Origin of the sequence: Streptomyces sp. B21-083, from assembly GCF_036898825.1 — a bacterium.
In the GTDB taxonomy this organism is placed as follows: Bacteria; Actinomycetota; Actinomycetes; order Streptomycetales; family Streptomycetaceae; genus Streptomyces.
The window spans coordinates 1560216-1572568 of the sequence record NZ_JARUND010000002.1 but is presented as its reverse complement, the minus strand read 5'-3'; the positions used below and the strand labels follow the sequence as shown (position 1 = coordinate 1572568).

The 12353-nt window shown below is 69.8% G+C and carries 10 protein-coding genes and 3 pseudogenes; 6 read left to right on the top strand and 7 right to left on the bottom strand.

Annotated elements, in window-relative coordinates; all coding sequences use genetic code 11:
* Positions 1–21 precede the first annotated feature (21 nt).
* The 3 genes from QA861_RS31120 to QA861_RS31110 all read right to left on the bottom strand — a co-directional run bounded on the left by QA861_RS31120 (position 22) and on the right by QA861_RS31110 (position 4367).
* On the bottom strand, positions 22–1593 hold the full coding sequence (locus QA861_RS31120; RefSeq protein ID WP_334591991.1) for an APC family permease: 1572 nt from the start codon (positions 1591–1593) through the stop codon (positions 22–24).
* A gap of 158 nt (positions 1594–1751) precedes the next feature.
* Entirely contained in the window at positions 1752–3212 is a 1461-nt protein-coding gene (locus QA861_RS31115) for an aldehyde dehydrogenase family protein (RefSeq protein ID WP_334591990.1), read from the bottom strand.
* A gap of 579 nt (positions 3213–3791) precedes the next feature.
* The gene (locus tag QA861_RS31110; protein WP_443041609.1) at positions 3792–4367 is read right to left on the bottom strand and encodes a hypothetical protein; all 576 of its coding nucleotides are present in this window, start codon (positions 4365–4367) and stop codon (positions 3792–3794) included.
* 415 nt (positions 4368–4782) lie between these two features.
* Between QA861_RS31110 and QA861_RS31105 the strand changes: the two genes are divergently transcribed.
* The 5 genes and pseudogenes from QA861_RS31105 to QA861_RS31090 all read left to right on the top strand — a co-directional run bounded on the left by QA861_RS31105 (position 4783) and on the right by QA861_RS31090 (position 9258).
* On the top strand, positions 4783–7656 hold the full coding sequence (locus QA861_RS31105; protein WP_334591989.1) for a nitrate- and nitrite sensing domain-containing protein: 2874 nt from the start codon (positions 4783–4785) through the stop codon (positions 7654–7656).
* Entirely contained in the window at positions 7653–8093 is a 441-nt protein-coding gene (locus QA861_RS31100; protein WP_334591988.1) for a roadblock/LC7 domain-containing protein, read from the top strand. The genes QA861_RS31105 and QA861_RS31100 overlap by 4 nt, the downstream gene beginning before the upstream one ends.
* 9 nt (positions 8094–8102) lie before the next feature.
* Positions 8103–8498: a DUF742 domain-containing protein gene (locus tag QA861_RS31095; RefSeq protein ID WP_334591987.1), complete on the top strand. Its 396-nt coding sequence runs from the start codon at positions 8103–8105 to the stop codon at positions 8496–8498.
* Positions 8488–8672, top strand: a pseudogene (locus QA861_RS47235) (hypothetical protein); the annotation flags it as partial. The gene QA861_RS31095 and the pseudogene QA861_RS47235, both read left to right, overlap by 11 nt.
* Positions 8653–9258: a GTP-binding protein gene (locus QA861_RS31090; protein ID WP_334591986.1), complete on the top strand. Its 606-nt coding sequence runs from the start codon at positions 8653–8655 to the stop codon at positions 9256–9258. The pseudogene QA861_RS47235 and the gene QA861_RS31090, both read left to right, overlap by 20 nt.
* Positions 9259–9364: 106 nt before the next feature.
* On the opposite strand, the pseudogene QA861_RS31085 reads toward QA861_RS31090, so the two are convergent.
* The 4 genes and pseudogenes from QA861_RS31085 to QA861_RS31070 form a co-directional block, all read right to left on the bottom strand.
* Positions 9365–9691, bottom strand: a pseudogene (locus QA861_RS31085) (FGGY-family carbohydrate kinase); the annotation flags it as partial.
* A gap of 1 nt (position 9692) precedes the next feature.
* Positions 9693–9773 (bottom strand): annotated as a pseudogene (locus tag QA861_RS31080) (aquaporin family protein); the annotation flags it as partial.
* Between the two features lie 176 nt (positions 9774–9949).
* Positions 9950–11140 carry a lipid-transfer protein gene (locus tag QA861_RS31075; RefSeq protein ID WP_334591985.1) on the bottom strand — a complete coding sequence of 397 codons (1191 nt, stop codon included), beginning with the start codon at positions 11138–11140 and terminating at the stop codon, positions 9950–9952.
* Positions 11137–11571, bottom strand: a complete 435-nt coding sequence (locus tag QA861_RS31070) for a Zn-ribbon domain-containing OB-fold protein (protein ID WP_334594901.1) — start codon at positions 11569–11571, stop codon at positions 11137–11139. Before QA861_RS31070 ends, QA861_RS31075 begins: the two co-directional genes overlap by 4 nt.
* A 242-nt stretch (positions 11572–11813) precedes the next feature.
* Here QA861_RS31070 and QA861_RS31065 point away from each other — a divergent pair, with 242 nt between their 5' ends.
* Positions 11814–12347: an NUDIX domain-containing protein gene (locus tag QA861_RS31065; protein WP_334591984.1), complete on the top strand. Its 534-nt coding sequence runs from the start codon at positions 11814–11816 to the stop codon at positions 12345–12347.
* Positions 12348–12353: the final 6 nt, after the last annotated feature.

Genomic DNA, 12353 nt, shown 5'->3' with positions numbered 1-12353 from the left:
TCCATCAGTGCTTGACCTCCTTCAGTCGGCCGCCGGGGCGGCGAGGGGAGCGGCCGACGCGGCCGGGGCTCCCTCAAGGCGGTGTCCGGCGAGCACACCCGTCCGGTGGCGCTGGACGAACCAGTAGTAGGCGAAACCGCCACCCGCGATGACCGCGACGAACAGCACGGCGCCCCACTGGAGGTACCAGTGGAAGGGGGCGGTGGCGTTGTAGACCGAGGCCCGAGGCCAGATCAGGTTCGTCGTCATGGCGCCGCCCCAGATCACGGCCCCGATGTTGACGAGCAGGCCCCAGCGGCCCAGCGAGAACTTGCCGTCGCCGGCCGGCTGCCACCTGCCGCGCAGCCGTGCCACCAGCATGGGTACGGTCACGCCCAGATAGGCGAGGTAGATCATGATGATGCCGATGCTGGTGACGACGGTGAAGATCTGCGGCTGGCGGATGTTGACCACCAGGATCGCCAGCGCCAGCACTCCGACGATCACGGCGGGCAGCACCGGCGTCTGGAAGCGCGGGCTGACCTTCGCGAGGAGGGAGGACGCCGGGAGGTTGTTGTCGCGGGCCATCGCGAACGCCAGCCGGATCGCCGCCGTGTGGACGGCCAGCGCGCAGACGGTGACCGCGATCAGCACGCACCACAGCATCGCCTTGCCGGCCGTCGGCCCGAGCACGTCGAGCACGACGTACTGCAGACCGTCCGTGGACAGCTCCTTGCCCTTGAGGCTGGAGACGCTCATCAGCGCGAGGAGAAGGATCAGGCCGCCGAGGACGAAGGAGGCGACGATCGCCCGGATGATGGCGCGCGGCGCGTTCCGGGACGGGTCGCGGGACTCCTCACCGAGCGAGGCGGCGGTGTCGAAGCCGTACATGACGTACGCGGACGCCAGTGAGGCCACCAGGAACGCGCCGAGGTAGCCGGCGCCGTGGCCCGCGCCCGTGCCGTTCGTCTCCAGTACGACCTGCGGGCCTCGGGTGATGTGCACGGCGAACAGGACGATCAGCACCACGGTGGCGACGAGCTCGATGAAGACACCCGCCGTGTTGATCGTGGCCATCAGCTTCACGCCGAAGGCGTTCACCACGGTCGTGAACAGGATCAACACTCCGGCCAGGATCACCGCGTTGGTCGCCACGTCGTACTTGCCGGTGCCGTCACCGACGATCTGGAACACGCTGGAGATCTGCGGCAGCGTCAGCTGGTAGGCGAGCGCCACCGCGGCGATCGACACGATCGAGGCGATCAGCATCATCCAGCCGGCCAGCCAGCCCAGATGCGGATTGCCGATCTTCTTCGACCAGTTGTAGACCGAGCCCGCCACGGGATAGCGGGCGGCCAGCTCCGCGAAGCAGAGCGCGACCATGAACTGGCCGACGAACACCATCGGCCACGACCACCAGTAGGCGGGACCGCCGCTGCCGTAGCCGAAGTAGAACAGCTGGAAGGTGCCGGTCAGGATCGAGATGTAGCTGATCCCGGCCGCGAAGGTATGGAAGTTGCCCAGGGTGCGCTTGAGTTCGGGCTTGTAGCCGAACTCGGCGAGTTCGGCGTCGTCCGTGTGCCCTGGGCCTGTCGGTTGTTCGGTGGTTGCCATGAGCGGACTCCTGGGGGGACCGGGGAGGGGGGAGGGAGCGGCTCGTTGCGGGTGCCGGATGAACAGGTGGGATCAATGGGGGGCGCACATTCAGGACACGCGTATGGGGAATGGCGCATACAGGGTGCAAGTGGGGAGCGAAGGGGGCGCAAGTGGAGTTACGAGAACCAGCCCTGCGGCGACGGATCGGTGTTGCGATAGATGTGCTTCGCCTCGCGGTACTCGGCGAGTCCTGAGGGCCCGAGTTCACGGCCGAAGCCGGACTGCTTGAAGCCGCCCCACTCCGCCTGCGGGAGATACGGGTGGTAGTCGTTGATCCACACCGTGCCGATCCGCAACCGGGCCGCGACCCGCTGCGCCTTGGCCTCGTCGGTGGTGAAGACGCCTCCGGCGAGCCCGTACACGGTGTCGTTGGCGAGGCGGACCGCCTCCGCCTCGTCCGTGAACCGCTCCACGGTGAGCACCGGCCCGAACGACTCCTCCTGTACGACGGTCATCCGGGCGTCGCACTCGTCGAGCACCGTCGGCGGGTAGTAGAAGCCGTCGTCGAGCCCCTCGGGACGCGCCCCGCCGCAGCGCAGGACCGCGCCCTCGGCCAGACCCTGGGCGACATACGCCTCGACCTTCGCGCGATGTGCCTCGGAGATCAGCGGGCCGGTCTGGGCCTCTTCGTCGAACGGGCCGCCGAGCCGGATCAGCTGGGCCCGCCGGACGACCTCGTCGACGAACCGGTCGTGCAGCGAGTCCTCCACCAGCAGTCGTGCCCCGGCCGAGCAGACCTGCCCGGAGTGCAGGAACACCGCGGTGAGCGCCATGTCGACGGCAGTGTCGAAGTCGGCGTCCGCGAACACGATGTTGGGGTTCTTGCCGCCGAGTTCGAGCGCGACCTTCTTCACGGTGCCGGCCGCGGCGGCCATGAGCCTGCGGCCCGTCTGGAGTCCGCCCGTGAAGGAGAGGAGGTCGACATCCGGATGGTCGCCGAGCGGCGCGCCCGCCTCCGGACCGGCACCGAGGACGAGGTTGGCCACGCCCGCGGGCAGTCCGGTCTCCTCCAGGAGCCGCATCAGGTGGATCGCGGTGTGCGGGGTCAGCTCGCTCGGCTTGAGGACGAAGGTGTTCCCGGCCGCGAGCGCCGGGGCGACCTTCCACGCGGTCTGGAGGAGCGGATAGTTCCACGGGGTGATCAGCGCGCAGACACCGACCGGCTCGTACACGACCCGGCTGTCCACGCCCGGCGAGCCGGTGTCGATGACGCGTCCGTTCTCGCTTGCCGCGAGCCGACCGAAATAGCGGAAGCAGTTGACGATGTCGTCGATGTCGTAGGCGCTCTCCACCAGGCGTTTTCCGGTGTCGAGGGATTCCGCGCGGGCCAGCTCGTCCTTGTCGCGGACCATGAGGTCGGCGACGCGCAGCAGCAGGTCGCCGCGCTCGCTCGCCGGTGTGCCGGGCCAGGGGCCCTCGTCGAAGGCACGGCGCGCGGCGGTGATGGCCTCCACCGTGTCCTTGCCGCCCGCCTCGTCGACGACACCGACCAGAGAGCCGTCGGCGGGACAGCGGATCTCCCGGGTGCGCTCGTCGAGCGCTGACCTCCACGTACCACCGATGAAGAGTTCGGGCATGTTCTCGTTCCTCCTGATCGGCGCCGCGTCAAAGGCGCCCTGGCGAGAAGGCGCCTTACCGGCCGACGGTGATTCATGCCGAATGTGATCTTCGACACGTCTGGCCAGGTGGTCGGGGGTCCATGGCCGAAAGGAGCGGCTCCACCTGTGAACCCTTCGTCCGGCACCAGCAGACCACCGTTCGGGCGCGCTCGCGATGCCATCGAGGTCCGCACGCACCCGCAGGAATCGAAAGTCAGCTCGATCGCTCGCCGATGGTAGAAACTACGGCGCATCGGCATCGAGGGGAGCGCCGGCGCACCTGGTGCCGAGGGCAGGAGTGCGGCGGTGCTCGCGGGCCGGACCGGTGCGCGGAGACTCCTCGGGACGTCGCCGATCATCAACTTCCTGCCGCAGCGCTCGCTCCAACCGAACGGACGGCTCGTGCTGCCACCGGCGCTCGTTCATGGGGCCCCGCCCTGCCCCGGCGTGCGGGGCGGGGCGACTACGACGGGCACGCCACGCGGGGCCGGGCCGTCGCAGCTCAGATGGGTCCCTGCACGCGTCCTACCCGCCCAGACTCCTCTCGCCCGGGGCCTTCTAGGAGTGCGACAGCTGCCCGGACCCGCCGCTCTGCCTGCGTATGCGCTCCTGGGCCCGCGCGGTCACCCGCGCTTGCCTCCGGGCCTTGCGGCGCTCGCGTCGCAGCGCCCGTGCCGTGCTGCTCGGGGTCGACACCACGCCGTTGCGCTGGTTCCAGACCTGGCGAGTCACCCACACGTCGAGCGCCGCCCAAGTGGCCACGACAGTGCTGGCCACGCTGCTGATCACCATCGGGAAGGCCAAATAGGATCCGGCCAGCGTGGACAGGAAGGCCACCATCGCCTGGATCAGCGTGACCGAGATGACCAGCACGGCTCGAACGGCCGCCGTACGCACCGGATCCGGCAGTCGGCGCCGACGCGCGGGTTCCTCCACCCACAGCTGCCGGTATGCGGGCCGCCTCTCCGTCCCGGCGGACGAAGGGAGTTGCCCGGTCGCACCGGAGGCCGCGGACGGTTCACCGCCGCCTCCTGGGTCCTGGTTCGCGCTGGTGCTCCTGGCGCCCTCGTGCACCACCAATGGCGCCACCACGTCGTTCCCGAACGCTTCGCGTCGTTCCGCCGTGCCCATCACGTGTCACTCCCCACCGCCCAGCACACCGCCCGTCCCGGTGTCGGTGACACCGGCTCCCCAGTGGTTGCCCGGCTAACGCTGTTTTACGCGGTCTGGACGCGGGATGCGGACCTGCTGGCGGGTCCGCCACCCATTGCCTATGTACAAAGACGATCAGCGTGTCCCGAAGATTCCCGTCAAACGTAAAAATCCAGCCAAACGGTCAAGTTGGCCGGGGGATGTCGCGTGCGGTCGGCGCCGGATTCGAGGAGGCAATCTCCCGTAATGACGGGACAACTCGCCATGTCTCGTCGGGAGCACGGAAGTTCAGTACCCAGACAGGTCTTCGAGTTATCTGTGGGTCAGTAGTAGGCTCACGCCGATTATTGACGCACATGTGTACCCCCGCGTCGACGGGGGCGAGCTGGGGGAGGCCATGCGCTTTCGCGGGAAGTCCATCCGCCGGAAGATCGTGGCGCTGCTTCTCGTGCCGCTGGTGTCCCTGACCGTGATCTGGGGCTTCGCCACGGTGCTCACGGGTCGTGAGGCGGCCGAGTTGTTCAACGTCTCGTCGATCGTGGAGAAGGTCAGTTACCCCACGGAGGACGCTGTACGCGTGCTCCAGCAGGAGCGCCGCCAGACCCTCGTCTATCTCGCCGACCCCCGTGCCTCCGACGCGCTGGCCGCCCTTCGGCGCAGCCGCACCGCCACCGACGGAGTCATCGACAAAATTCGCGCCAACGCCGACAAGTCCGACGTGCGCAACTCGATCAGCGACAGCGACAGCGAGCGACTCACCGCCGTCCTTGAGGCGTTCGACGGCATCGGCCCCCTGCGCCGCAGCGTCGAGGAAGGCACCGTCACCCGGACCCAGGCCCTCGACCTCTACAACAACCTGGTCGACCCCTGTTACGTCCTGCTCGCCAACCTGCACATCATCGACAACCTGGAGATGGACAAGCAGGCCCGCGCGCTCGTCAACACCGCCCGCGCCCGCGAACTGCTCTCCCGCGAGGACGCTTTGCTCGGCTCGGCCCTGGTCGTCGGCAGGCTCTCCCGCGACGAGTCCCGCGACATCTCCGACCTCGTGGCCCAGCGCACCGTCATGTACGACGTCAGCCTGCCGCTGCTCCCGCTGTCGGACCGCGCACGCTACGACCGGTTCTGGAAGAACGCCTCCACCGCGCCGTTGCGAGTGGCCGAACAGGCCGCCATCGGCGCCGAGTCCGGCCACCCGAGGGGCGTCACGGCGAAGAGCTGGGACACCACTGCGGGCGATGTCCTCGACGAACTCCGCAAGCTCAACGACGAGTCGGGCGACCGCTATCAGGACCGGGTCCGTCCGGTCGTGACGGGCGTCATCGTCAAGGCCGTCGTCGCCGGCGTTCTCGGACTGGTCGCCCTGCTCTTCTCGCTCTTCCTGTCCGTACGCATCGGCCGCGCCCTCATCCGAGACCTGCGCCAACTGCGCCTTGAGGCCCACGAGGCGTCCGGCGTACGACTGCCCAGCGTGATGCGCCGTCTGTCGGCCGGCGAACAGGTCGACGTGGAGACCGAGGTCCCGCGTCTCGAGTACGACAAGAACGAGATCGGCGAGGTCGGTCAGGCCCTCAACACCCTGCAGCGCGCTGCCGTCGAGGCCGCCGTCAAACAGGCCGAACTCCGCTCCGGAGTCTCGGAGGTCTTCGTCAACCTCGCCCGGCGCAGCCAGGTCCTGCTGCACAAGCAGCTCACCCTGCTCGACACCATGGAACGCCGGACCGAGGACACCGACGAACTCGCCGACCTGTTCCGCCTCGACCACCTGACCACCCGTATGCGTCGGCACGCCGAAGGCCTGGTGATCCTCTCCGGGGCCGCCCCCTCCCGGCAGTGGCGCAAACCCGTCCAGCTGATGGACGTCGTACGCGCCGCCGTCGCCGAGGTCGAGGACTACGAGCGCATCGAGGTCCGCAGGCTGCCGCGCATGGCCGTCACCGGACCGGCCGTCGCCGACCTGACGCACCTCGTGGCCGAACTCCTGGAGAACGCCACGGTGTTCTCGCCCCCTCACACCGCCATCCAGGTTCTGGGTGAACGTGTCGCCAACGGCTTCACCCTGGAGATTCACGACCGGGGTCTGGGTATGGCGGCGGAAGCGCTTCTCGACGCCAACCTGCGGCTCGCCGAGACACCCGAGTTCGAACTGTCCGACACGGACCGGCTCGGCCTGTTCGTCGTCAGTCGGCTCGCCCAGCGGCAGAACGTCCGGGTCTCCCTCCAGCCGTCCCCGTACGGTGGCACGACGGCCGTCGTCTTCGTCCCCGACGCGCTGCTCACGGACGACGTCCCGGACACCAACGGCATCGGCTTCCGCCTCGACCGCGCGCAGCCCTCCAAGGCCGAGTTCGAGGGGAGCCGCAGGGCCGCGCTCTCCCCGGCGCCCGTACGCCTCCCCGGCCTGCCCCCCTCGCTCATCGACGGGCCGATCGAGCTTGAGGCGCCGGTCGACCTGGACGCCCTCAACGACTTTCCCGGCTCCTTCGACGACGCGGACAGTGAACAGGGTGTACTTTCCCGCACGCGCCGCTCGGTCACCGGGGCGACGGGCGACCTGAGCGACCCCGTGGAGCTGCCGCGCCGCCGGACTCCCAAGCTGGTCAGTTCCCACGGCCGTCCGGTCACCGAACAGCCGTCCCGTCGCAACCCGTCGTCGGACGAGCAGCCGGTGGAGAGCGTGGGCTCGACGGACCCCGACACGCTGGCTCCGCTGCCGGCACGGCGTCGGGGCGAGGCAGCGATCCGCCGAGAAACCGACCCGCGTGAGGGCTTCGGCGACCGCACGGAGTCCCCGGGGCGAGCCCGGGACAGCAGAGGGAAGCCGGCGGAACCCTTTGCCTCGCGCTTCGGTGACCGTTCTGTCAGCGACCGCCCCGACGTGCCCGCCCGCGGCACCGCCGGACGGGCGGAGGCGTCCCGCAACAGCCTCGGCGACCGGTTGCCGGAGGCCCCGGCACTTCCGCAGCGTGACCGGCGCGGGGGCTCCGGTACGGCACCCGACCCCGCCGCGTCCGGTACGGCAGGACTGCCTCGCCGTGTCCGGCAGGCCAACCTGGCCCCCCAGCTGAGGGACGGCCCGGAGCGGCGCACCGAACGCATGAACCCACGTACCCAGGACGGGGCGGACCCCCTCGATCGCGACGCCGACGAGGTCCGCAGCCGCATGGCCTCGCTGCAGCGCGGTTGGCAGCGTGGTCGTGAGGAGAACGCCGTGGACGACGGCGCCACGGACGGCACAGCACAAGGAACGAGTAAGGGGGACGGTCGATGACCGCACCGAAGGCGACCGGCCAGACCGCGAACGACAAGGCGTCGGGGGAGCTCAACTGGCTCCTCGACGACCTCGTCGACCGGGTCGCCAGCATCCGCAGAGCGCTTGTGCTCTCCGGCGACGGGCTGCCCACCGGGGTCTCCAAGGACCTCAGCCGGGAGGACAGTGAGCACCTTGCCGCCGTCGCCTCCGGATTCCACAGCCTCGCCAAGGGTGTGGGGCGCCATTTCGACGCCGGTAACGTCCGCCAGACGGTCGTCGAACTCGACGACGCATTCCTGTTCGTGACGGCAGCCGGGGACGGCAGCGCTCTGGCCGTGCTGTCGGACGCCGACTCGGACGTGGGCCAGGTCGCCTACGAGATGACCCTCCTGGTGAAGCGCGTCGGTGTGCATCTGGCGGCTGCTCCGCGCACCGATCTGCCCACAGGCGGGTAGTGGGATGACATGAGCGGAGACGGTCAACCCAGAAGCCACTGGTTCGACGACGAGGCGGGACCGGTCGTCCGTCCGTACGCCATGACGCGAGGCCGCACCAGCCATGCGGCCCAGCACCGCCTCGACCTGATCGCGGTGGTCGTCGCGGAGGCGCACGCGGACGACCCGGAAGCTGATCACACGCTGTCCCCGGAACACGTGGACATCGTCGAACTCTGTCGTGACACCCCCCAGTCGGTTGCCGAACTCGCTGCCGAACTCAATCTCCCCATCGGTGTGGTGCGGGTCCTCATCGGGGACCTCGTGGACGAGGAAATGGTCCATGTGACGCGTCCCGTGCCCCCCGCCGAGCTGGTGGACGAGAATATTCTGCGCGACGTGATCAACGGCCTCCGAGCGCTCTGAGCGGCGCGGCAGCGGCGGTGCGGGACAATGGTCCGGCGGAGAGGCGCGGTTCACCGTCTCCGGTGCGACGAGCCGATGACGTCATCGAGACCCCCCGGCGGCGGGGGCCACGGCCCACCGCCGACCGATTCCGAACAAGCAGGAGAAGAGACCGATGATCTTCGGGCGTTCTGAGCGCGGCAAGCCCCCGGTCGAGCCCGTCACGCTCAAGATCCTCGTGGCCGGCGGATTCGGCGCGGGCAAGACGACACTGGTCGGCGCGGTCAGCGAGATCAAACCGCTGCGCACCGAGGAGTTGCTCACGGAGGCGGGCCGCCCGGTCGACGACATCCGAGGGGTGGAGGGCAAGCACACCACCACCGTGGCGATGGACTTCGGCCGCATCACGCTCCGCGAGGACCTCGTGCTGTACCTCTTCGGTACGCCCGGGCAGGACCGCTTCTGGTTCCTCTGGGACGAGCTCGCCACCGGAGCGCTGGGCGCGGTCGTCCTCGCCGACACCCGCCGCCTGGAGGACAGTTTCGCCGCGGTCGACTACTTCGAGCGGCGCTCCATACCCTTCGTGGTCGGCGTCAACTGCTTCGACGGAGCTGCCCGTTACCCGTCGCAGTCCGTCCGTGCGGCACTCGACCTCGACCCCAGCGTGCCGCTCGTGCTGTGCGACGCGCGCAACCGGGAGTCGGTCAAGGAGGTCCTCATCGGAGTCGTCCAGCACGCGATGGCATACGCGGCCGACCGCCGCGCGACCGTCACCACCTGACGGTCCCGCACCGTCCCACACGCGCACGGCCCGTACCCCGGCCGACCGGGGTACGGGCCGCGGTCCAGTGGCACGCGCGCGTGGACCTGTGTCGCGAACGGTGGCGCTAGGTCCTGTCGTCCTCCCAGCCGAAGCTCTTCTCCACGGCCTTGCGCCAGTTGTGGTATTCGCGGTCGCGGACCGTCGCCTCCATCGCGGGCGTCCACTCGACGTCCTTCTGCCAGTGCGACTTGAGCTCGTCGAGGTCGTTCCACACCCCGGTCGCCAGCCCGGCCGCGTACGCCGCTCCCAGGCAGGTCGTCTCGGAGACCTTCGGACGGATGACCGGCACCCCGAGGACGTCCGCCTGGTGCTGCATCAGCAGGTTGTTCTTGGTCATGCCGCCGTCCACCTTCAGGGTCGTGATGCTCACCCCGGAGTCCTGGAACATGGCGTGCGCCGACCACGCCGGTGCCGAAGAGGATGAGAATCGCTGTACCGATGATCTCGCCGACAAAGTCGTCCCCATTGCTCATGGTGGCTCCTGGGCCCTCGCCCCGGGCGATCCGGCCCCGGCCGACCTTGCGGGGTGCGTTCCCGTCACGGCGCATTGTCTGCATACGCCGAGAATGTGCGGCGAGGCCGACTGACACCGGAAGTGTTCTCCGGCGTCCTGTGGGCGTCAAGGTGGGCAACGACAACGAACGTTGCCTCACCGCACCGCGATCACCGACGAACCGTGCCCGAACAGGCCCTGGTTGGCCGTGATGCCCACGCGTGCTCCGGCGATCTGCCGATCACCGGCGTCGCCTCGCAGCTGCCAAGTCAGCTCGCACACCTGGGCGATGGCCTGCGCGGGCACGGCCTCTCCGAAGGAGGCGAGGCCGCCGCTGGTGTTGACGGGTATGCGCCCGCCCGGAGCCGTCGCGCCCTCCCGCAGCAGCTTCGCCGCCTCGCCCTCGCCGCACAGCCCCAGATCCTCGTACCACTGCAGCTCCAGGGCCGTGGACAGGTCGTAGACCTCGGCCAGGGAGAGGTCCTCGGGACCGATGCCCGCCTCCGTGTAGGCCGCCTGCGCGATCGAGGACCGGAACGTGCCGTCCGCCGGCTCCACCGCCACCGCCGAGTCCGTGGCGATGTCAGGCAGGTCCAGCACGGCGGTGGGGTACCGCGGCGTCACCGTGGACACCGCCCGGATCCGCACCGGCTCCGCCACCCCGTGCCGACGCGCGAACTCCATGCCGGTCAGCACCAGCGCGGCGCCGCCGTCGGAGGTGGCGCAGATGTCGAGCAGCCGAAGCGGATCGGCGACCACCGCGGACGCGGCGACCTCGTCGGCGGTGACCCGCTTGCGGTAGCGCGCGTTCGGGTTGAGCGCGCCCAGAGCGGCGTTCTTCACCTTGACCTGCGCGAAGTCCTCCAGGGTGTCGCCGTGCAGTGCCATCCGCCGCCGCGCGTACAGCCCGAAGTACGTCGGGTTCGTCGCCCCCAGGACCCGGAACCGAAGCCAGTCCGGGTCATCGGCCCGGTCCCCGCCCGCCGGCCGGAAGAACCCCTTGGGCGCCGAGTCCGCGCCCACGACGAGCACCACTTCCGCGAGCCCGGCGAGGATCTGCGCACGGGCGACGGCGACCGCCTGCGCCCCGGACGCGCACGCCGCGTACACGCTGGTCACCCGGGCGCCCTGCCAGCCCAACGCCTTGGCGAAGGTCGCCCCCGCCACATACCCGGGATAGCCGCCGCGCACGGTGTCCGCACCGACGACCGAGTCGACGTCCCGCCAGTCGACGCCCGCGTCGGCGAGTGCCGCGCGCGCGGCGGCCGAGCCGTACTCCGTGAAGCCGCGCCCCCACTTGCCCCAGGGATGCATGCCCACGCCGAGCACTGCCACCTCTCCGGTCATTTCATCGCCCCCGTCGGCCGCCAGTGCCAGGTCGTCCAGGTCGTCTCCGCGTCCTCGTGGAGCACACCCGGGACGACCTCCACCTCCATACCCACCGTCAGATCGGCGACGGTGACCCCGGGAACCGCCTGTCCCAGCACCACCATCCGCTCGGACTCCAGCTCCACAGCGATCAACGCGTACGGTTCCCACGGAAGTTCCGAATCGGTCACATACGGTGACGGAGGCCGGTACCGGCTGTCGGTGTACGACCAAACGCGCCCGCGCCGGGACAGGGGCACCTCCTCCAACTCGCCGCCCGGGCACCCCGGATTGCGGCAGTGGACGTCCTCACGGGGGAAGAAGACGGAGGCACAGGCCGAGCAGCGGGTGCCCAGCAGCCGGAATCCGTCCGTGTCCTCGGTGTCCCCCGTGAACCACCCGGCGACCACAGGTGTACGGCTGTGTGCCACATCCCCTCCAGAGCTCAATCTGACGGAACGTCAGAAGTGTGGCACGGTCACATCGGATTGGGCAGCCGTCGCACAGAACCGCACAGGCCCTGTGTGCGTCGTCGTAGCGGAGGGGTCGGCCGGGGCCCACGGGGGTGGTTCCGGCCGTCCCCTCCGTCACGACGGTGTCCGGGGGTGCCCCCGGAAGGACCTCGTTCACATGATCGGATACAGTCCGCGGCGTGTCCGTAAATCAACTTTCAACCGACAACTCCGCGCCGAACTCCCACTGTTCGAGCTGCGGAGCGCTCTACGGAGAGGGCGTCTCCGGCTGGCCCCGTACCTGCCCCGCCTGCGGCACCGTGGCCTACCGCAACCCGCTGCCCGTCGCAGTGGCACTCCAGCCCGTGTACGACACCTTGGGCGCCGCCCTCGTCGTCATCACCCGAACCATCGCCCCCGCGCGCGGAGGCACCGCCCTGCCCGGCGGGTACGTCGACCACCGTGAGGACTGGCGGCAAGCCCTGGTCCGTGAGCTCAGGGAGGAGACGGGCATCGAGGCGGCGAGCCGCGACGTCCGTCTCGCCGACGCCCTGAGCTCGCCCGACGGGCACCTGCTGCTCTTCGGAGTCCTGCCGGAACGCCCCGCCGACCACCTGCCGCAGTCCGCCGCCACGGACGAGACGGACGGCTGGCACCTTCTGCGCAGGCCCGAGGAGCTCGCCTTCCCGCTGCACACGGTGGCCGCACGCGCCTGGTTCCAGGGCCGCTACTGAGCCCGC